This window comes from Rhodanobacter sp. Root627 (assembly GCF_001427835.1).
GTDB lineage: Bacteria > Pseudomonadota > Gammaproteobacteria > Xanthomonadales > Rhodanobacteraceae > Rhodanobacter > Rhodanobacter ginsenosidimutans.
In genome coordinates, this window is the sequence record NZ_LMGW01000001.1 from 921,750 (window position 1) to 940,651 (window position 18,902).

Below are 18,902 nucleotides of genomic sequence, written 5' to 3' on the forward strand. Positions count from 1 at the left end.
GGCCCGAAACCCATGGGTGTCAGGCAATTGTCCCTGACACCTTTCTTGCCGCTGCCTGGCGGTTGCCCTCGCAAATAGTGCGACGGCCCACGACCGCCAGATAGGCTTCCGCGAGGCGGGCTCCGGCTCGCTTGAGGTTAGCCTCCGATAGTCCGGCGTAGCTGAGCACCAGCGTGACGTGATCGGGCGGCATCCTGTGGAAACACTCCGCCGAACGGATGCGCACGCCGCGCGCCAGCGCTTCGGCCATCAACGCATCGGTGGCATCGCGCGGCAATCGCGGCAAATGCAGAAAGAGCGACCCTCCCGCCACCGAGCCGGTCACTTCCACGGCGTTGCCCAGCCGCGTTTGCAACGTGTCATGCAGGGCGCGATGCCGGGGCGCCAGGCGATGTGCGATGCGCCGCAGATCACGCAGATACTGTCCGCTGGTGATGCACGCAACCAGCACGTGCTGCTGCATCGATATGCTGCCGCGATCGGCCAGCCACTTGACCGCCAGGAACCGCTCGCGCAGCAGCCGTGGTAGCAGCATGTAGCCCAGTTGCAGCGCGGGAAACATGGATCGGGCGAAGCTGCTGACGTGGATCACCCGCCCGTGGCGATCCAGCGACCACAACGACGGCGAGCTGGACACGCCGAAGCGGTGCTCGCAGTCGTAATCGTCCTCCACCAGGCAGGCATCGTGCGCGCACGCCCATTGCAGGAGGGCCCTGCGCCGCTCCTCGGGCATGACTACACCGGTCGGAAACTGGAACGACGGGCTCACGCTCACCAACCGCACACCGTCCAGTGCCGCGGCATGGAGGTCGATATCCAGTCCGAGCGGCCCGACGCTGCACGGCACAATGCGCGCGCCCAGCGCCTCGTAGGTGTGGCTCACGCTCCAGTGGCAAGGTTCCTCAACGCCCACGCCATCGCCTTCGTCGAGCAGGACCCGGGCGATCAGGTCGCGGGCCTGCTGGGCGCCGCTGACGATCAGGATGTCGTCTGGGTCCACCTCGATCGCCCGCTCCACGCTCAGGTAGCCGGCCACCGCCTTGCGCAGCTGGACGGCTCCCTGCAATTCGGGGAAGTCGGGCGCGTCGCGGCGGCGCAGCAGCGCCATCAGGTTTTGCATCCACGCTTTCAGGCTTCGTGGATCGGACTTCACGCGCGGCTGCGAAAGATCGATCGCCTCCCCTTCCAAACCGGCCGGCACACCCGCGGACGTGTTGGGCAACGTGGCGCGCCGCGCCAGGCGGGACAGCCGCGGCTCGTCCGGCGCCCGGGGCTGTTCCTCCACCGATATGCGGCATGCCGGCACGCCGGTGGGAGGCGCGCTCACATAGGTGCCGCTGCCCGAACGCGAATCCAGGTAGCCCTCGCTTTCCAGCTGGTCGTAAGCCATCAGGACGACCGTGCGGGAATACCCCAGGGCTGCAGCCATCGAGCGGCTTCCGGGCAGGCGCGCGCCCACCTGGAAACGACCCGAGTCGATGTCCCGCCGGATCGATTCGGCGATCTGGACATACATCGGTTCATCGTTTCGCCGCCTGTTCCCCATTCATGCTCCCCGGCCGGATCGAAGTGGTGCTATCGAAAAACCCCTCGACCGGTCATTTACGCTCCCGCTCGCCCCAAAGATGATCATGCCACGGCTGGCTGGCAGGCCTGCTCGCGCATGCCGTCTCCACGGCCGTCGCTTCGGGCGGCCGGCCTCCGTCTTTTTCGCCATCGCAACGGCACGCACCGCTGGAACATGCGGCGATGGCGATCGCTACGCGAGCGCCGGGTTCACGTGTTCCGCCCGCCACTAACGCTCTCCAAGGAGGCACCAGGATGAAGCTCTTTACGTTGTCTGTGCGCACGTTGGCGTTGATCGGTTGCGCGGTGTTCGCGGGGCTGGCCAATGCCCACGATGTCGACGATCACAGCCTCGATCCCGCCTACGCCAGGTATTACCAGCAGCAGGTGAACTGGGGCGCGTGTCCGCCGTCGCTGTTCACCGACGGCAGCACCATCCAGTGCGCACTGGTCACGGTGCCAGTCGACTGGGCCGATCCACGTCAGGGTGACATCACCATCGGCATCTCCAAACCGCTCCATCCCTCGCCCTACGCCCGCCTGTTGCTGGTGAACGCGGGCGGTCCGGACAACTCCAGCGCATCCCAGGCGGAGATGCTCGAGCAATGGCAGCCGCAGGTGCTGGTCGATCACCTGGTGGTCGGCGTCGATCTGCGCGGCATCACCGACGGCCTGGGCACCAAGGTGAGCTGCAACTACGCCCGACGCAGCGGCGCCGAAAACTTCATGGACGGGGACAGCCGCAATCCCACGGTCGACAGCGTGCGGGCTCAGCAGGAATGGTGGCATCGGTCGATCAGCGCCTGCCTGCGAAAGCACGCCGCCTTCCTGCGGGGCATCAACACGCCGAACCATGCCCGTGACTTGAATCTGGTGCGTGCCGTGCTGGGCTTCCGCCATGCCGACCTGTTCGGCGTATCGAGCGGCACCGGGTTGATGGCATACGCGGACCGCATGTTTCCCGACCGCTTCGAGCGTGTCGTGCTCGATAGCAACATGAACTGGCGGCACCTGGACTGGCAGCAAGAAGGGTTGCAGCAGGCGTCGATGGACCAGTTGAACCTGCAGCAGGCGCTGATCCCGTTCATGGCCCGTCACGACGACCAGTTCCACATGGGCACCACCCCGATGCAGGTCATGACGACGTTTCGACGGATCTACCAGGCCGCATCCGAGCACCGAATGGGCAGCGTGACGCCGGACCAGGCACTGGGTTCGCTCCAGGGCACCGGCATGTGGGTTTTCTGGGACCTGATGGTGTCGCCATCGCTGAGTGCCATGTCAGCGGCGCTCGATGGCGATCCGGCCCACATTGCCAATGCCGAGCAGATGGCCGCGATGACCTTCGCCGACCTGCGCAACCTGCCGAGCTTCAACCCCATGGCCGATGTCTTGCAGTGCAACGATTCGGGCTCGACCGACCGGCGCAGCATCGCCAGCAAGATCGCGGACGCGCACTCGTACTGGGCCATCGGCTCCTCCAACCTGGTGGACAAGTGCCGGCGCTGGCCGTGGCGTCCGGCGCTCGATCGCGGTCTGGAATGGCGTACCCGAGTGCATGCCCTGATGGTGCAGAACGAGTTCGACCCCTCGACGCCGTACGCCGAGGCGCTCAAGAATCGTCTTGAGAACGGACCTGCCGCGCGGATGGTGCTGGTCGACAACGCCGCCACGCACGCCATCATGTTCGACGACAACGCCTGCATCACCAACGCCGAATCCGCCTACCTCTCTTTCGGGGTCATGCCGGCCAGGGATCTGGTTTGCCAGGCCAAGCCGATGCACTCCTTCGCCATGCAGGACAGCGGCAGCTACGAATACGGCTATCCCGCGGCCGGTGGGCGGCTGCCGCCGCCTCCGAATGTCCGCCAGGTGAGCTGGACGCTGACGCCCTGACGCTTGCTGATTCCATCCCGCAGGGATTCACCCCTCCTGCACCCCAACGAAGGAGGCCCCCGCAACATGGGGCCTCCACGGCTTCGGCGGATGGTGCGGGATCAGCCTGGGTGCTTCTCCAGCCACCTCGTCGATCGACGGCAGGCGGTCCTGGCGGATCATGATGCGGTGCCTGATGTTCGCAATCCCCCAGTCGGCCGCACGGCAGAGCCGGGCGCAATGTACTTCGGCGCGAAGCCTGAGGTTTCACTTCCGCACCCTACTTGTTTGACTGGATCCCTTTCGCAGTTCCCCGCTTGTTCATGTGCCGAATCGGGAACAGCCGTTTCGCGGTCACACACTGGCAGCCATTGGGGCTGCACGACAGCGAGGCACGGCATGAGCAAATACCTGATCTTCTTCAACGAATGGCGCTTACTTAAGCGCCGTTCGTCCTGAGCGTAAGCCGAAGGCTGAAGCGGGCGACACGGACAGATCTCACTTGGCGGCGCTTCGACTTCGCCCGCTTCGCGGGCTACGCTCGGCGAGAACGGGGTAGAACTGTCGCCAGCTCCAGATCAGGTGTCAGGTCTAACGCACGCCAGCAAGCAACTGATCGACGACAGGGGCCATCTTTGATTTCACGCCCTGCCACTTGGCCAGGGAGAGGCCACCCTTGCCCCTGAGGTGATATTCCGCTGATCCGATTTGCAGGCCGTCTTTCCACAAGTGGAGTTCGGCATGTGACAGATAAGGCGAGAAATCCCAGGAACGGAGCGCCGTGTAGGTCAACGTCACCGTGCACGAAGCGGCTTCGTTTTCGTTCACCAGCCTGGTTGGCAAGCCGTGCCGGCTGAAGCCTTCCCGCACGACGTCCACAAAGCCCTCAACAATCACCTTGGGATTGTTGACGATGCACACTTGGGTGCCCGGCGAGACCGAACGGGCCGGCTTCACCTTGACGGACGTGCAGCCGCCAACGGCGACAAGCGCCGCCAGAAAAATCATCTTCTTCATGTTTTCCCCCTGTAAGCGCGTGACGATACACCTTGCAGCGCGACAGCACTCTCCCTGCGGATGGCCCGCACCAAGGTGCATGTAACGAATCGCATGCGCTGAGCGAATACCCCCTCAGCAGCCGTGTCGCAGCCAGCGCCCTTCGTGCGGCCTTGCGACACGACAACGCCAGTGAATGACGTTCGCAGACATGCCCCTGGAGTCGAACATGCACGATCCCACACCACCCCATACGCCGCCACGCCGAATCGGCGCGTGGAGCCTGATCATCGGCATCGTCGTCATTGTCGCCATAGCGTTCGGCTACGTCGGCGGCTGGCTTGCACCGCATCGGCTCACACCGGAAAAGCTGGTGAACCAGTTGCAGCACGACGCCGGTACGTTCGCCGGCTATCGCCGCAACCATGCGAAAGGCGTGTGCGTGGTCGGCCACTTCGACAGCAGCGGTCAGGCGCAGACGTATTCCGTCGCGCAGGTGTTCGCGCCGGGGCAACGCACGCCGGTGGTCGGGCGGTTCGCGATACCCGGTGGCAATCCGTATGCGCCGGATTCCAGCGTGCCGATCCGCAGCATGGCGCTGCGTTTCGCGCTGGCGAACGGACAGCAGTGGCGTACTGGAATGAACAGCATGCCGGTGTTCCCGGTCGCCACGCCGCAGGCGTTTTACGCGCAACTGCAGGCGAAGCAACCGGACCCGGTCACCGGCAAACCCGACCCGGCGAAGATCGCCGCTTTTTTTGCGGCGCACCCAGAAACCGCCGCGTTCCGCGCCTGGGCGAAAACGGCCAGGCCATCGGCAAGCTTCGCTACGGAGAGCTACTGGGGCCTCAACGCTTTCGTGTTCGTCGACGCGGCCGGCCGACGCCAGCCGGTGCGCTGGCGCATGGTGCCCGAGGCGAGTGATGCCGGCGTCGCGACTACGCCGGGCGGCGCGGATTACCTTGCCGCCGACCTCACCGAACGTCTCGCTCGCGGCCCGCAACGCTGGCAGTTGCAGGTGACCCTGGCCAATCCGGGCGACCCGACCAACGACGCGACAAAGACCTGGCCGGACGACCGCCGCACGATCGATGCCGGCACGCTGGTGCTGGAACGCAGCGCGCCGCAGGCCAGCGGCCCGTGCCGCGACATCAACTATGACCCGCTGGTGCTGCCGGCCGGCATCGAGGCTTCCGACGATCCGCTGTTGCCCGCCCGCTCCGCCGCGTACGCGGACTCGTACCTGCACCGTACCAGTGAGGAAGCCCACCTGCCCGGCACCGCCACGCCCAAGCCGGAGACGAGCCGATGAACGCCACCCCCGACCGGTTCACGCTTGCCGCGCGCACCTTGCACTGGCTGATGGCGGTGATGATCGTGGCGATGCTGTTCATCGGCGTCGGCATGGTCGCCACCGTCTCCGCGCGGCACGAATGGCTGCTCGCCATCCACAAGCCGCTCGGCATCGCGATCCTGCTGTTGGCGGTGATCCGGCTGGCGGTGCGCCTGCGCCATCCGCCACCGCCGTTGCCGGCCGACCTGCCCGCGCTGCAGAAACTCGCGGCGCTGGCCTCGCACTGGCTGCTGTACTTCCTGATGCTGGCGATGCCGCTGATCGGCTGGGCGATGCTCTCGGCCGGCGGCTATCCGGTGATGCTGGGCGACTCGCTGCGGCTGCCACCGATCTTCCCCACCAATCCGGTCGCCTTCGCCGTGCTGCGCCACCTGCACACTGCGTTCGCGATGCTGCTGTTCCTCACCTTCCTGGCGCACATGGGCGCGGCGCTTTACCACGGGCTGATCCGCCGCGATGGGGTATTCGCGTCGATGTTGCCCGCGGCGTCACCGCCGGTGGATGGTGATGGCGAAGAAGTCGATGCCGACAACGCTGGTCGTCTTTCCGCCGCCCCTCCGGACGACTGAGGAAAAGGAGGCAGGGGCTAGCTGGGCCACTTCACTCTGAGGCCAGTTTTCTCCGCTCTCCCTTCCAAATCGGGAAGGTGTCATTTGTCCTGAACTGCTTCGACCTGAATGCGGAGGGTAACTTTCATGTCCATCCCGAACGACTTGCCGCCATCAAGTCCGAATTCGTCCCGCTCGAACGTGCCCAGCGCATCGGCACCGCAACGCAGCCGTGGCTTCAGCATGAAATCGGGGACACATTTGAACCTGTCGATGGTGAGCGTCAGCGGCCTGGTCACCCCGCGCAACGTCAATGCACCGATGGCTTTGGTTGGCGCCCCATCAACAAAATCCGTGAGCTTGCCGCGATAGTGCGCTGTCGGATATTTCTCCACGAAGAACGTGCCGCACTCCGTCTGGCACATCGGTGCTTTCGCACCAAGCATTACCTTGTTCAACGCCGGGTTGCCGAAATCGATGCTGGCGATGTCGACGGTCACATCAATCGCTCCCGTTTTACCGGCCGTGTCGAGTGTGGCCGTGCCGGTGCTGTGATCGAACTTGCCGCGCCAGATCGACAGGCCCATGTGATCAGCTTCGAAGCTCGGGTACGTGTGGTCCGGATCAAGGGTGTAATGCACCGGCGTGGGCCCGGCGATGGCCGTGGTTGCGGCCAGCAGCATCAGCAGTGAGGGCGTGAGAAGGCGCATCGTGGGTTCCCCGTGACGTTGACGTGGTTGATCGTGGCCGACCGAATGTCGACTTTCAGAGTTACGACGAACGGCAAGGCTGCAGATCGACACGCCGCGGCAAGACATTTCGCGCCTGCAAAGACGCCTATGCCGCCCCATCCTGTTTCAGCAGGTCACCCACATGGTGTCATCTCTGGGAAACCGGGAAAAACCGGGGCCAGAAAGTGAACCTGGTCCCGGGTTCCGAGATCGTTGATTGCCATGCCCCTAAAGCCATCGGGCAACGCCACCATGATGAGAACAGGTACCGCGATGGCTCATGCTGAAGCTGAATGATCCGTCCCGACACTGTGCAGTTGCACCCGACGGAATCGCTCCATTGGTCGTATGCGCAGGGCGATGAACGTCGAACCCCTCACGGTTCGTGTAGCTTCCCTTCTCCACAAGCGTGGCCACACGGACAGGGGCAGTAAGTGACGTTGAAGGTTCATGCTTCTGCGCCAGCAACGGGCTGGGAGCGGCGCCAAGCACGAGAATCAGCGGGACGAGCCTAAGCATGGAGCGACCTGGGGCAATTCAACCTACCCAGGTAAGCAACAGCCCTGCCAGAACTCGATTGGAAAATCCGGCAAGCCCGGATCTTGGACGCTTAGGCTGAAACTGTCGGCAAGGACGGGGCAAGCTCACTCCGCCGGGCGACGATCGAATTTAAATAGCCCCTTTAATTTCGCTCTTGGACCCCTGTCTTGCTACATCTTGTACTCGACCCTGGCGCTTTTCTTCCCCGAGAGGACCAGATACGCGATAGAGAGGAGCGCGATCAAGGCGCTCAGTTTCGCCACCCTTCCGCAGACCGAAGGAAGCACGCGATACCAGTGGATGGCGGCAACGCAGACCGCCAGCGAAAGAGCAGGAAGTGCCTTGAGATACAACGCAAACCACTTCTTCGGAAACAGCAAGGCAACTATGGCAGGTATCAACAGGGCATCGGCTGTCATGCCGACCGCGAGAAAACCCAGCCCCGCCTCAAAGCACTTCTCCAACGGCCCGGAGTCACAAAAAACATTCGCTACCACGAAGAGTCCAAAACCAAACAAGGTGGCCAACTGTGCCGCCCACAAGCGCACGGCAAGCAGGCCGAACCGGGCGCCCTGCGCCCAGGTCTCCCGAAGGCAAGCCCACTCTTTGGCACGCAAGGCAAGAACCCCCACTTTTCGCACGAGCCATCGCCATGACGACACGAGCGATGATCCCATTGATACCCGATGCGTCCCGTCCACCTCGTCAAGGTCTGACGTCGCGATTTCGACCGCGTTGCGCCTTTCCAACGCTTCCGCGGCGTAACCGCGATCCGCGAGCACCTCCAACAATGCGGCCTCCGCTTCCGGCAACAAGCCGCCGCTGCGGTAACGAGCCAACAGGATGCGCGTGTCCATCGCCCGGTACTGATGAAAAAAATCCTGCGTCCGCTCACTCACAGAGGCAATCTCCGTAGGGCTATCACCCGATTTGCGGGAAAGGGAGGTGGGTGGGTTTACTCCGCACCCTACTTACGTGGATCCGACCCCGTTGACCGGAAAAAAGGGGGCAGAGGCAATTATCCCGAATTAATTGCCCCTTCGCCTTCGCCTTTATTTGGTCCGAAAGCCAAGATCTACCCGGTCAAGGATGAGCTGTTGGCGGGGTTCCACTGAGGTTGAGATATCCGCAAAAGCAGAGGTCAGAGTCGACTTTCCACAACGATCGCCTCAAGAAAGTGCACTCTGACCCCCGTTTTCTTAACTTCCTCCGTCCCTTTTTCCGAATTTAATTAGCCATGCCCCTTTATGCTGTTTTTACTCCGGGAGGATCTGCTTCACAGACGCAGCAAAGGCATCACGTACATCTTCCTTCAAGCAGACGCGACACCATTCCGTCGCCATAGTTTCCCAAACATTTGTCCTGCTCTTAAGAATTTTGTCACCAATCCGTTCCGGCCAAGAATGAAAATCAGCGCTGAGCATGGCATCTTCTAAATATGCGTGTAAACTGCCAGCCCCAATGCCAAATCTCTCATGGAGTTGCCCCCAATTTGCCTGTCGCAGGTCTTCAAACACCACCCGCTCAGGCGCCTTATCACCAGGCAACATGGCGCAACCAGGCTTCATTTCCTGATCGCCGTCTAGAATACCCAGACCAGGCTGCGGCAGTCTTCCTTCAGAAGCCAGCTTGCCCATCATAGCAACGACGTTAGATGGACCTACTGGTGAAATTTTTATGTGAGAAAGCAAGTCTCCCCCTTCGGGATGCGCCGCTAGAATTTCACGTGCCCATATCTCCGCGAAAGGATCCTCGACATAGAGGAAAGCCTCTGGATGCGACACGTCGTCTAACTTAGTTAAAGAGAATTCTGGGCTGGCACCATAGACCACGCTTGGGCCAGTGGATGTCGGAAGAAGCAGGACGCGCGCCTCGGGCGGAAGCTCCTCAAGGATGTAAGGGCTGTGCGTAGATACGATAACCTGAGCACGGCGCAGACGACTCAGCTCGATGAAAAAATTAATTAACCTCCGCTGCGCCTTTGGATGGAGTGAAGCCTCCACCTCGTCGATAATAATGAGAGAATTCTGGGGGACGGCTTGCAGTGCTCGCATCAAATCAAGGGAAGTATCCTCACCTGCGCCTTGATGAAATTGAGATATCTCACCAAACTCCCTGCGCAAAAGACCGACGGTTCTTTTTTCGTTTACATCCGGAGCGGCAAATCTAGCATCTTGATACTCACGACCAAGAATATAAGATAATTTAGAGCGGTATTCGTCACTTAGCGCTTCAGTCGATATCTCACCTGCAGCGAGCCGCGCAACCTTTGCATACCCTGCTGTTGCATCCAAAGGAAGCGTTCTCGCGACGTCAAACCAAAATATGCGCCTGCTATACCGTTTTTCTGGAAAGCTCCATCGCTTGGTTGGCTTTTTAATCTTAAAATTGACCGAATTATCGCCAAGTTTTATGGCATATCCAAGTTCAACTTCGCTTAACGTGTCCCAATGAGTATCTAAGAAAAAATCAGATGGGTAATACCCTGTTTCCTTGGTTCGCTCATAAGCCGAAGCCGCAACTTTTAGAACCGTGCTTTTTCCTGCACCATTCTCGCCAACGATGGCCGTCACGGGGAATTTGAATTGCACGGATTGCCCTTGCCAACCTCGAAGCCCCTTGATGTCAACGCGATCAAGGAACTGAGGCCATAGACCGCCCTGGAATTGATCGCGAATCCGCTGGATTTCCCCTGTATTCATTCGATTTCCCCGTCTTGGCCGAAGGAGCCCCTTAAGTTATCTACGGAATTGACGCAGCGGAAAAGCACTCGTCATCAATCGATAGGCGCACGGCCTGGGTGCTGAAAAAAAGTTCGCCACCGACTGTCGCCTGGACATTCTAAAATTTTTTGACCCACAGAACATCCCGCCACGACCGACGCGTAGTTGGTAAATCAGATTTACTCTCCTAACCCAGTGATTTCACCGCGATAAAGGAGGGACGGGATTCCAGCCCACTCAAACCATCGGCAACTTCAACCTCATCTCTCCCGCACACTCCACCGCCACCTCATAGCCCGCATCCGCATGCCGCATGATGCCTGAGGCAGGATCATTCCAAAGCACCCGCCCAATCCGCTCATCCGCCTCAATCGACCCATCGCAAACAATCACCACCCCCATAAAGGGGTCAGGTTCATATAATCACGCCGCCGCCAACACCTTGCGCACCGTCTTCGGCGCCGCAACCGCCACTTTCAACAGCGCCTTCGCCGCACCGCTCGGCTCGCGCCTGCCCTGCTCCCAATCCTGCAAGGTGCGGGCGGAGACGCCCAGCATCGCGGCAAAGTCAGCCTGGGACAGCCCGAGCTTGAGCCGCGCCTCGGTGGCTTCCGTCACTTGCACGGTAAAGCGCCGGCCGCCGCCGGCCTTGATCTCGCGAATGGCCTGCAGGACTTCCTGCCCGATATCGCGCTTCGCGTCCCGTTCGAAGATTGCCTTGCTCAACTTCTTCATGGTTTCACCACCTGCTCCTTGAGCAATCGGATGACGTTTGCCGGCAAGTTCGCCTGTCGTGACTTGGCGTAGATCGCCAGCAACCAAATGTGGCCTTGCTCAGTCACGCCGTAGTAGATCACGCGTACACCGCCACGCTTGCCCTTGTCATAGGCGCCCCACCGGAGCTTGCGGCAACCGCCCGATGCGGGAATGACGTCGCCAGCATCGGGATGGCTGGACAGGTACCACTGCAAGCCGGCGTACTCCTCTTCCGTGAGGTAGTCATGCACGTATTTCGCGAACACGGACGATTCGATGAACTCGTACATGGCAGACTCCTTTCCGCATGTCGGAACTATACGGCAATGCCGTATAGCCCGCAAACTGGTTCGTGACGATCAAACCATCGGCAACTTCAACCCCTGCTCCTTCGCGCAATCGACAGCAATCTCATACCCCGCATCCGCATGCCGCATCACACCGGTGCCCGGATCGTTCCACAGCACTCGCGCAATCCGCTCGTCCGCTTCCTTCGTACCATCGCAGACAATCACCAGGCCGGAATGCTGGGAGTAGCCCATCCCTACTCCGCCGCCGTGGTGCAGCGACACCCAGGTGGCGCCGCCCGCGACGTTGAGCATCGCGTTGAGCAGCGGCCAGTCACTGACGGCGTCGCTGCCGTCCTGCATGGATTCGGTTTCGCGGTTCGGTGAGGCGACGGAGCCCGAATCGAGATGGTCGCGCCCGATCACCACCGGCGCCTTTAGCTCGCCGTTGCGCACCATCTCGTTGAACGCCAGGCCCAGCTTGTCGCGCAGGCCCAGCCCCACCCAGCAAATCCGCGCCGGCAACCCCTGGAAGCTGATGCGCTCCTTTGCCATGTCGAGCCAGCGGTGCAGGTGCTCGTCGTCGGGGATGAGTTCCTTGACCTTGGCGTCGGTCTTGTAGATGTCTTCCGGATCGCCGGACAGTGCCACCCAGCGGAACGGGCCGACGCCGCGGCAGAACAGCGGGCGTACGTAGGCGGGGACGAAGCCGGGGAAGGCGAACGCGTTTTCGCAGCCGACGTCCTGGGCCATCTGTCGGATGTTGTTGCCGTAGTCGAAGGTGGGAATGCCCTGGGCGTGGAAGGCCAGCATCGCGTCGACGTGGGTTTTCATCGACAGCTTGGCGGCGCGCGCGGTGCCGACGGGGTCGGCCTTGCGGCGTTCGAACCACTGCTCCACGGTCCAACCCTGCGGCAGGTAGCCGTTGACCGGGTCGTGCGCGCTGGTCTGGTCGGTGACGGCGTCGGGCTTCACGCCGCGCCTGACCAGCTCGGGAAGGATGTCGGCGGCATTGCCGAGCAGCGCGATGGATTTCGCCTCGCCCGCTTTCGTGTATTTCTCGATACGCGCCAGCGCGTCGTCGAGGTCGCTGGCCTGCTCATCGACGTAGCGGGTCTTAAGGCGGAAATCGATGCGGCTCTGCTGGCATTCGATGTTGAGGCTGCACATGCCGGCGAGTGACGCCGCCAGCGGCTGCGCCGCGCCCATGCCGCCGAGGCCGGCGGTGAGCAGCCATTTCCCTTTGAGGTTGCCTCCGTAGTGCTGGCGGCCCATCTCGACGAAGGTTTCGTAGGTGCCCTGGATGATGCCCTGCGAGCCGATGTAGATCCACGAGCCGGCGGTCATCTGGCCGTACATCATCAGGCCTTTCTTATCGAGCTCGTTGAAGTGCTCCCACGTCGCCCAGTGCGGCACCAGGTTGGAGTTGGCGATCAGCACGCGCGGCGCGTCCCTGTGCGTGCGGAACACGCCGACCGGCTTGCCGGACTGCACCAGCAGGGTCTCGTCGTCGTTCAGTTCGCGCAGCGACTTCAGGATCGCGTCGAAGCACTCCCAGTTGCGCGCGGCCCGACCGATGCCGCCGTACACCACCAGTTCGGCCGGGTTCTCCGCCACCTCCGGGTCGAGGTTGTTCTGGATCATGCGGAACGGCGCTTCGGTGAGCCAACTCTTGCAGCTGAGCTCGGTGCCACGCGGCGCGCGGATGACGCGGGTGGTGTCGATGCGGGTGGGTGCGCTCATCGATGGGCCTCCGTACGAAGACGATGGAGTATAGGTCACGCGCTGAAGCACGAGCCGCCGCCGCGAGCGTGCGCGGACGTGAATCGACGGTCACCTGGTGCTATGTACACTCGGGCGCCTCATTGGAGAACCCGGACATGCCCACGGTGACGCAATTGGCGGACGAACTGCGCATCGCGAACGAAGCGTTGGCGACGGCGAACAGGAAACTGGCCGACGCCGACGCGCGACACAAGACCATGATCGGCGAACTCAACCACCGCGTGCGCAACATGCTGGCGGTGGTCAGCGCCGTGGCAAACCAGACCCTGGCGAAAGCGGTCGATGAGAACGTGCTGGACGCGTTCCAGGACCGGCTGCAGGCCATGGCGCGCATCTATAAGCTGCTGACGGAAGCGGGCTGGTCGCACCTGCCGTTCCAGGAGCTGGTGCGCGAAACGCTGGCCGCGAACGTCGATCCATCGCGCTTCTCGCTGGACGGGCCACCGTTGAACCTCGCCCCGCGCGAGGCCCTGGCGCTGGGCATGGTCATCCACGAACTGGCGGCGAACGCGCTGAAACACGGTGCGTTGTCCACCGCGAACGGGCATGTGGAGGTGCGCTGGGAAAACCCCGCCGACCGGGCCGATGCCATCGACATCCGCTGGGCGGAATCCGGCGGCCCGCCCGTGGTCGAGCCGCAACATCGGGGCTTCGGCATGCTGATGGTGGAGCGCCAGCTGGCGTACGAGCTGCAGGGTCACAGCACTGTCACCTATGCCCATGGAGGATTGCGGGCCACGCTGCACCTGCCCCCACAGCAGGCGCCCCAGGAGCATGAGCATGAACGCGGCACATCCCGATGGCCAGGTCGTCATGGTGGTGGAGGATGAACTGCTGGTTGCCGCCACTCTCGAAGCCGCACTGGAAGATGGCGGCTATCACGTGCTGGGGCCGGTCGCGACCGTACCGGCGGCGATCGGCCTGCTGCGGACGTCGCAGCCGGACGTGGCGCTGATCGATTACCGCCTGGCAACAACCACCACCGAAACGCTGTTGCCCTCGCTGAAATCGCGGCACATACCGGTTTGCGTGCTGACCGGCTACGGCGCCGGTCAGCTTCCGGCCGCGTACGCCGGGTTGACGGTGCTGGAAAAGCCCTTCCGCATCAAGACGTTGATGGCGACCCTGAGCCAGATCGGCTCCGACAACGGCCCACACGCTGCAACATGATTGCGCTGGCAGAGCGCTCCTCGGCTGCGTATGCTGGTCATCGGGGACACCGATGAAACCGGCACGGCAGGAGTGCACTTATGGACATCGCAGGATTGCGAGTGATGGTGTTCGAGGATGATTTTCTCCTCGCCGGGACGCTAGCGGACGTACTCGGCCGATTGGGCTGCACGGTCGTCCGCTGCATTGCCGCACTTGATCAGGCCATGGAAGCGGCGCGCACGGAAAACTGCGATTTCGCGGTGGTCGACCTGCAACTGCAAGGCGTGATGGCCTACCCGCTGCTGGACTGCCTGGCGCAACGCGGCATCCCCTGCATCATCGCCAGCTGCCAATCGCGCCAGGACATCCCACCCCGTTACATGTCGATGCCGGCGATCTCCAAACCGTATACGACGCGCGAACTGCGCCGCGCGATCGACGTCGCCTGCGGTGCCCAATCCGTGCGCGAATCCTCGGGCGATTCACGCGACTGAACCGCGATGCATTGATGTCCGAAAACGGCGAGTTCGCGCCGCAGCGCAGTGCTAGCCTGCGCACATGGACATCACTTCATCCCTGCCCGACCCGCATATCTGCGAACAGGCCCGGCTCAGCCGCGACGCGCGTTTCGACGGGCTGTTTTTCACCGCGGTCAGCAGCACCGGCATCTATTGCCGGCCCGTATGCCCGGCACCCGTGCCGAAGCGGGCGAACGTGCGTTACTACGCGAATGCAGCCGCCGCCGAAGCGGCCGGGTTCCGCCCCTGCCTGCGCTGCCGGCCGGAGCTTTCGCCGGGCAACGATCAATGGCAGCGCGGCGACCACGTGGTGGCGCGTGCGCTGAAGCTGATCGAAAGCGGTGCGCTGGAGGAAAGCTCGCTGCCGCAACTGGCCACCCACGTCGGCGTCGGGGCGCGCCAGTTGCGACGGCTGTTCGTCGAGCGCGTGGGTGCGCCGCCGATCAGCGTGCACACCACGCGACGGCTGTTGTTCGCGAAACAATTGCTGACGGAAACCGCGTTGCCGGTGACCGAGGTGGCGCTGGCGTCGGGATTCCGCAGCCTGCGCCGTTTCAACGCGGCGTTCGCCCAGGCGAACCGCATCGCGCCACGCGAACTGCGCCGCCACCCGCGCGCGGCTGCCGGCGATGCGCTGGTGCTGCGGCTGGGCTACCGGCCGCCGTACGCGTTCGGCGAGCTGCTGGCATTCCTGCGCACGCGCGCCATGCCCGGCGTGGAGCGCGTGGATGACGACAGCTATGCGCGTGTGTTCGGCCCTGCGGATGCGCCGGGCTGGCTGCGGCTCAGTGCGTGGCCGGGCGAGCATGCGCTGCGGCTGCAATTGCATTGCCCGCAATCGAGCCAGTTGCTCGGCGTGGTGACCACGCTGCGACGGATGTTCGACCTGGACGCGAATCCGCAGGCCATCGCCGATACGTTCCGCGATGACGCCATCCTCGGTCCGCTGCTGGCACGCCGGCCGGGCCTGCGCCTGCCCGGCGGCTGGGACGGTTTCGAGATAGCGGTGCGCGCGATCCTGGGCCAGCAGATCAGCGTGGCGGCGGCGCGCACGCTGGCCACACGCATCGTGCAGCGCTGGGGCCAGCCCCTGGCCGAGGCGCCGATGCCGGGGCTGGAGCGATTGTTCCCGACGCCGGAAGTGCTGGCGCAGGCGGAACTGCGCGAAGTCGGCCTCACCACCGCGCGCGCCGCCACCGTGCGTGGCATGGCGCAGGCCCTGCTGGACGGACGCGTGGACTTTCGCGCGGATCAGTCGCTGGATGAATTCGTGGCCCGCTGGGTCGCCCTGCCCGGCATCGGCGAATGGACGGCGCACTACATGGCCATGCGCGCATTGAGCGAACCGGACGCATTCCCCGCTGCCGACCTGATCCTGCGCCGTGTCGCCACCACCGACCCGACCCCGCTGAGCACGAAGGCGCTCAGCCAGCGCGCCGAAGCGTGGCGGCCCTGGCGCGCGTACACCGTGATCCACCTGTGGCGCGGCACGGCGGATGCACCGCCCGCACCGCGCTCGAAGAAATCGGAGAAGACCCCATGAAAACCCCGACCGACACGATTCACCACGACGAAATGGCGAGCCCGGTCGGCCGCCTGCAACTGGTGGCGGACGCCGATGGCCTGCGCGGCATCTGGTTCGAGCACGAGCGTGATCCGCTGGTCATCCCGCCGCACTGGATTCAGGTGACCGCGGCGCACGCCTCGGCACCGATCGCTATCGCCCGCGCCCAGCTGACGGAATACTTCGCCGGTAAACGCCGCCAGTTCGACCTGCCGCTGCACCCGATAGGCACGCCGTTTCAGCTTGAGGTGTGGGAGGAACTGGCACGCATCCCCTACGGCGTCACCATCAGCTACGCGGACCTGGCCCATCGCATCGGCCGGCCCCGCGCGATGCGGGCGGTAGGCGCCGCGAACGGCCGCAACCCGTTGCCAATCATCGTGCCGTGTCACCGCGTCATCGGCCGCGACGGCAGCCTCACCGGCTTCAGCGGCGGCCTGGAAATCAAGCGCCTGCTACTGGATCACGAACACGCGGCGCCGGCTGGCGACTTGTTCGCGTAGTTTCTGTTTGTCTGCGCAATCCCTGTAGGAGCGGCTTCAGCCGCGATGCTCTTGCTCTGGTGTCAGCAGGTGCAAAAAGCGTCGCGGCTGAAGCCGCTCCTACAAAAAGTGCAGGCTTTCACCCGCCGCTATTTGCCGGCGCCGGTGCCGGCGGCTGCACCGGCACGCCCCAGTAGCGATCGATCAGGCTTTGCTGCTGGGCGCGGTCACGGTCGCGCCGTGCATCGTCCGCACGGTCGAACTGCCGGCCGGCGGACGGATTGTTCGCATAGGGTTGCCTGGCCACGTCCGACACACCTTGCTGCAGTTGTCCGCGCAGCTGGCTTTGCTGGAATTCCTTGCGCAGTTGCTGTTGCTGCACCTGCTGCTGGAATTGCAGATTGGGCCGCGGCGGGATGGGTGCCACCCGCAGCGGCGGCGCGGTTTTCGGCACCGGCGGCGTGGCGGGTTTGCGCTGCACGGATTGTTGCGGCGCGGCCAACGCAATGCCAAGCGGCAACGCCAGGCTGAGGCCGGCGAGCCAGCGGATACGTGCGTCAAAACGTGTGCGTAGCCATGTCATGGTCATGCATCTGCGCGATCATGGAGGAATCATTCCGCTCCATTTTCAGGCATTGCACATGAACATCCTGTTTCGCCTGCTGTGCGCGTTGCTGCTGGCGCTCGGCGCCGGCTGCGCCACGCAGCCGCCCAGCGCGGGCAAAACCGCCAGCACGCATCCGCTCCTGCTGATCTCGATCGACGGCTACCGTCCCGACTACCTCACGCGAGGCTTGAGCCCCACCCTGGCGATGCTGGCGCGCGACGGCGTGCGGGCGCAATCGATGCAGCCCTCGTTTCCGTCGCTGACGTTTCCCAACCACTACACGCTGGTCACCGGCCTGCGTCCCGATCACCACGGCGTGGTCAACAACACCATGTTCGATGCGCGACTGGGCAAGTTTTCGCTGGGCAACCGGCGGGCGGTGAGCGACGGCCGCTGGTGGGATCAGGGCACGCCGATCTGGGAGACTGCCGACCGCCACGGCCTGCGCACCGCCACCATGTTCTGGCCCGGTTCGGAAGCGGATATCCACGGCCACCATCCGGATTACTGGAAGCCGTACGACGGCGCCGTCACACCCGACCAGCGCGTGGATCAGGTGTTGGCATGGCTGGATCTGCCCGCAGACCAGCGGCCTGGTTTTCTCACCTTGTATTTCGATGGCGTCGACCACGCCGGCCATCATCACGGCCCGGATTCACCGCAGGTGGACGACGCGCTGCGCCAAACCGACGCCGCGCTGGCACGGCTGGTGAAGGGTTTGCGGCAGCGCGGCCTGTTCAACCGCATCAACCTGATCGTGCTGTCCGACCACGGCATGGCCAGCGTGCCGCTGCAGAACAGCGTGCTGATCGACAAGCTGATCCCGCTGGATCAGGTACAGACGGTGAGCCTGGGCGTGCTGGCCGGCTTCAATCCGTTGTCCGATTCGCCCGCCGCGCAGGCCGCGTTCACCCGCATCGAGAAGAAACTGGAGCAACCGCAGCCGAACATGGATTGCTGGGACAAGACCCGCGTACCGGCGCGCCTCGCCTACGGCCACAACGCCCGTGTGCCGCAACTGCTGTGTTCGGCGCACGTGGGTTGGCGCATCACCACCACGGCGTACATGACCAGCCACAAGGGCCGCGTCAGCGTGGGCGAGCATGGCTACGACAATGCGGCGCCCGCCATGCAGGCGCTGTTCGTGGCGCACGGGCCGGATTTTCGCGCGGGCCTCACCGTGGCCCCGTTCGCGAACGTGGATGTCTATCCGCTGATGGCACGCCTGCTGGGTATCCCCGCGCTGCCAAACGATGGTGATTACACGGCGGTGGAGGACATGCTGCGTCCGGCGTCACGCTGATACCCGGGGAACGGCCGCCACCCACCTTCCCGCAAGTTACACTTGCCCGCTTGTCTCCACGTCATCGCCGCCGGCGACCGTGCCCGCCGACGCCATGGCGCGGGGCACGCTTCCG

The 18,902-nt window shown here is 63.6% G+C and carries 20 protein-coding genes; 9 read left to right on the top strand and 11 right to left on the bottom strand.

What is annotated here, in order from left to right; all coding sequences use genetic code 11:
• Nucleotides 1-19 precede the first annotated feature (19 nt).
• The gene (locus ASD68_RS04415) at nucleotides 20-1,516 is read right to left on the bottom strand and encodes a PLP-dependent aminotransferase family protein (protein WP_235578629.1); all 1,497 of its coding nucleotides are present in this window, start codon (nucleotides 1,514-1,516) and stop codon (nucleotides 20-22) included.
• 305 nt (nucleotides 1,517-1,821) lie between these two features.
• Here ASD68_RS04415 and ASD68_RS04420 point away from each other — a divergent pair, with 305 nt between their 5' ends.
• Nucleotides 1,822-3,462 (top strand): alpha/beta fold hydrolase, encoded by a 1,641-nt coding sequence (locus ASD68_RS04420; protein WP_056603854.1) that lies wholly within the window; start codon nucleotides 1,822-1,824, stop codon nucleotides 3,460-3,462.
• Between the two features lie 570 nt (nucleotides 3,463-4,032).
• Here ASD68_RS04420 and ASD68_RS04425 read toward each other — a convergent pair.
• Nucleotides 4,033-4,458 carry an Sbal_3080 family lipoprotein gene (locus ASD68_RS04425; protein WP_056079230.1) on the bottom strand — a complete coding sequence of 142 codons (426 nt, stop codon included), beginning with the start codon at nucleotides 4,456-4,458 and terminating at the stop codon, nucleotides 4,033-4,035.
• A 208-nt stretch (nucleotides 4,459-4,666) separates the two neighbouring features.
• Here ASD68_RS04425 and ASD68_RS04430 point away from each other — a divergent pair, with 208 nt between their 5' ends.
• Both ASD68_RS04430 and ASD68_RS04435 read left to right on the top strand, forming a co-directional pair.
• Entirely contained in the window at nucleotides 4,667-5,749 is a 1,083-nt protein-coding gene (locus ASD68_RS04430; protein WP_056605173.1) for a catalase family peroxidase, read from the top strand.
• Entirely contained in the window at nucleotides 5,746-6,360 is a 615-nt protein-coding gene (locus tag ASD68_RS04435; RefSeq protein ID WP_056603857.1) for a cytochrome b, read from the top strand. Before ASD68_RS04430 ends, ASD68_RS04435 begins: the two co-directional genes overlap by 4 nt.
• An 80-nt stretch (nucleotides 6,361-6,440) precedes the next feature.
• Here ASD68_RS04435 and ASD68_RS04440 read toward each other — a convergent pair whose 3' ends face one another.
• The 8 genes from ASD68_RS04440 to hutU form a co-directional block, all read right to left on the bottom strand.
• Nucleotides 6,441-7,049, bottom strand: coding sequence for a YceI family protein (locus ASD68_RS04440; protein WP_056603861.1), 609 nt, complete (start codon nucleotides 7,047-7,049; stop codon nucleotides 6,441-6,443).
• Nucleotides 7,050-7,298: 249 nt separating this feature from the next.
• Nucleotides 7,299-7,589, bottom strand: coding sequence for a DUF3761 domain-containing protein (locus ASD68_RS17460; RefSeq protein ID WP_082545938.1), 291 nt, complete (start codon nucleotides 7,587-7,589; stop codon nucleotides 7,299-7,301).
• A gap of 191 nt (nucleotides 7,590-7,780) precedes the next feature.
• Entirely contained in the window at nucleotides 7,781-8,509 is a 729-nt protein-coding gene (locus ASD68_RS04445) for a hypothetical protein (RefSeq protein ID WP_156458332.1), read from the bottom strand.
• Between the two features lie 357 nt (nucleotides 8,510-8,866).
• Nucleotides 8,867-10,312, bottom strand: a complete 1,446-nt coding sequence (locus tag ASD68_RS16515; protein ID WP_082545939.1) for an AAA family ATPase — start codon at nucleotides 10,310-10,312, stop codon at nucleotides 8,867-8,869.
• A gap of 258 nt (nucleotides 10,313-10,570) precedes the next feature.
• A complete protein-coding gene (locus ASD68_RS16520) occupies nucleotides 10,571-10,735 on the bottom strand; it encodes a hypothetical protein (protein WP_082545940.1) in 165 nt (54 codons plus the stop codon).
• 21 nt (nucleotides 10,736-10,756) lie between these two features.
• Complete coding sequence (locus tag ASD68_RS17465) at nucleotides 10,757-11,068, bottom strand: helix-turn-helix domain-containing protein (protein ID WP_056603867.1); 312 nt, start codon at nucleotides 11,066-11,068, stop codon at nucleotides 10,757-10,759.
• A complete protein-coding gene (locus ASD68_RS04455; protein ID WP_056603870.1) occupies nucleotides 11,065-11,379 on the bottom strand; it encodes a hypothetical protein in 315 nt (104 codons plus the stop codon). Before ASD68_RS04455 ends, ASD68_RS17465 begins: the two co-directional genes overlap by 4 nt.
• A gap of 69 nt (nucleotides 11,380-11,448) precedes the next feature.
• Nucleotides 11,449-13,119 (bottom strand): urocanate hydratase, encoded by a 1,671-nt coding sequence (hutU, locus tag ASD68_RS04460; RefSeq protein ID WP_056603873.1) that lies wholly within the window; start codon nucleotides 13,117-13,119, stop codon nucleotides 11,449-11,451.
• A 137-nt stretch (nucleotides 13,120-13,256) separates the two neighbouring features.
• Here hutU and ASD68_RS04465 point away from each other — a divergent pair, with 137 nt between their 5' ends.
• The 5 genes from ASD68_RS04465 to ASD68_RS04485 all read left to right on the top strand — a co-directional run bounded on the left by ASD68_RS04465 (nucleotide 13,257) and on the right by ASD68_RS04485 (nucleotide 16,898).
• Nucleotides 13,257-13,991, top strand: a complete 735-nt coding sequence (locus ASD68_RS04465; protein ID WP_056603876.1) for a sensor histidine kinase — start codon at nucleotides 13,257-13,259, stop codon at nucleotides 13,989-13,991.
• A complete protein-coding gene (locus ASD68_RS04470) occupies nucleotides 13,942-14,331 on the top strand; it encodes a response regulator (protein ID WP_162245059.1) in 390 nt (129 codons plus the stop codon). The genes ASD68_RS04465 and ASD68_RS04470 overlap by 50 nt, the downstream gene beginning before the upstream one ends.
• Before the next feature lie 80 nt (nucleotides 14,332-14,411).
• The gene (locus ASD68_RS04475) at nucleotides 14,412-14,807 is read left to right on the top strand and encodes a response regulator (RefSeq protein WP_082545942.1); all 396 of its coding nucleotides are present in this window, start codon (nucleotides 14,412-14,414) and stop codon (nucleotides 14,805-14,807) included.
• Between the two features lie 64 nt (nucleotides 14,808-14,871).
• Nucleotides 14,872-16,374 carry an AlkA N-terminal domain-containing protein gene (locus ASD68_RS04480; RefSeq protein ID WP_056603882.1) on the top strand — a complete coding sequence of 501 codons (1,503 nt, stop codon included), beginning with the start codon at nucleotides 14,872-14,874 and terminating at the stop codon, nucleotides 16,372-16,374.
• The gene (locus ASD68_RS04485) at nucleotides 16,371-16,898 is read left to right on the top strand and encodes a methylated-DNA--[protein]-cysteine S-methyltransferase (RefSeq protein WP_056603885.1); all 528 of its coding nucleotides are present in this window, start codon (nucleotides 16,371-16,373) and stop codon (nucleotides 16,896-16,898) included. Before ASD68_RS04480 ends, ASD68_RS04485 begins: the two co-directional genes overlap by 4 nt.
• 118 nt (nucleotides 16,899-17,016) lie before the next feature.
• Here the strand turns inward: ASD68_RS04485 and ASD68_RS04490 are convergent, their stop codons facing one another.
• Nucleotides 17,017-17,460 (bottom strand): hypothetical protein, encoded by a 444-nt coding sequence (locus ASD68_RS04490; RefSeq protein ID WP_235578630.1) that lies wholly within the window; start codon nucleotides 17,458-17,460, stop codon nucleotides 17,017-17,019.
• 58 nt (nucleotides 17,461-17,518) lie between these two features.
• On the opposite strand from ASD68_RS04490, the gene ASD68_RS04495 reads away from it, so the two are divergent.
• Entirely contained in the window at nucleotides 17,519-18,787 is a 1,269-nt protein-coding gene (locus tag ASD68_RS04495) for an ectonucleotide pyrophosphatase/phosphodiesterase (protein ID WP_056603890.1), read from the top strand.
• Nucleotides 18,788-18,902 lie beyond the last annotated feature (115 nt).

Bases quoted from the DNA above. Each gene is read 5' to 3' on its own strand.
- ASD68_RS04495 (WP_056603890.1), top strand. From the start codon at position 17,519: ATGAACATCCTGTTTCGCCTGCTGTGCGCGTTGCTGCTGGCGCTCGGC.
- ASD68_RS16520 (WP_082545940.1), bottom strand. From the start codon at position 10,735: ATGGGGGTGGTGATTGTTTGCGATGGGTCGATTGAGGCGGATGAGCGG.
- ASD68_RS04430 (WP_056605173.1), top strand. From the start codon at position 4,667: ATGCACGATCCCACACCACCCCATACGCCGCCACGCCGAATCGGCGCG.
- ASD68_RS04420 (WP_056603854.1), top strand. From the start codon at position 1,822: ATGAAGCTCTTTACGTTGTCTGTGCGCACGTTGGCGTTGATCGGTTGC.
- ASD68_RS04475 (WP_082545942.1), top strand. From the start codon at position 14,412: ATGGACATCGCAGGATTGCGAGTGATGGTGTTCGAGGATGATTTTCTC.
- hutU (WP_056603873.1), bottom strand. From the start codon at position 13,119: ATGAGCGCACCCACCCGCATCGACACCACCCGCGTCATCCGCGCGCCG.
- ASD68_RS04425 (WP_056079230.1), bottom strand. From the start codon at position 4,458: ATGAAGAAGATGATTTTTCTGGCGGCGCTTGTCGCCGTTGGCGGCTGC.
- ASD68_RS04455 (WP_056603870.1), bottom strand. From the start codon at position 11,379: ATGTACGAGTTCATCGAATCGTCCGTGTTCGCGAAATACGTGCATGAC.
- ASD68_RS04415 (WP_235578629.1), bottom strand. From the start codon at position 1,516: ATGTATGTCCAGATCGCCGAATCGATCCGGCGGGACATCGACTCGGGT.
- ASD68_RS04490 (WP_235578630.1), bottom strand. From the start codon at position 17,460: ATGACATGGCTACGCACACGTTTTGACGCACGTATCCGCTGGCTCGCC.
- ASD68_RS04465 (WP_056603876.1), top strand. From the start codon at position 13,257: ATGCCCACGGTGACGCAATTGGCGGACGAACTGCGCATCGCGAACGAA.
- ASD68_RS04440 (WP_056603861.1), bottom strand. From the start codon at position 7,049: ATGCGCCTTCTCACGCCCTCACTGCTGATGCTGCTGGCCGCAACCACG.
- ASD68_RS17465 (WP_056603867.1), bottom strand. From the start codon at position 11,068: ATGAAGAAGTTGAGCAAGGCAATCTTCGAACGGGACGCGAAGCGCGAT.
- ASD68_RS17460 (WP_082545938.1), bottom strand. From the start codon at position 7,589: ATGCTTAGGCTCGTCCCGCTGATTCTCGTGCTTGGCGCCGCTCCCAGC.
- ASD68_RS16515 (WP_082545939.1), bottom strand. From the start codon at position 10,312: ATGAATACAGGGGAAATCCAGCGGATTCGCGATCAATTCCAGGGCGGT.
- ASD68_RS04485 (WP_056603885.1), top strand. From the start codon at position 16,371: ATGAAAACCCCGACCGACACGATTCACCACGACGAAATGGCGAGCCCG.
- ASD68_RS04480 (WP_056603882.1), top strand. From the start codon at position 14,872: ATGGACATCACTTCATCCCTGCCCGACCCGCATATCTGCGAACAGGCC.
- ASD68_RS04435 (WP_056603857.1), top strand. From the start codon at position 5,746: ATGAACGCCACCCCCGACCGGTTCACGCTTGCCGCGCGCACCTTGCAC.
- ASD68_RS04470 (WP_162245059.1), top strand. From the start codon at position 13,942: ATGAACGCGGCACATCCCGATGGCCAGGTCGTCATGGTGGTGGAGGAT.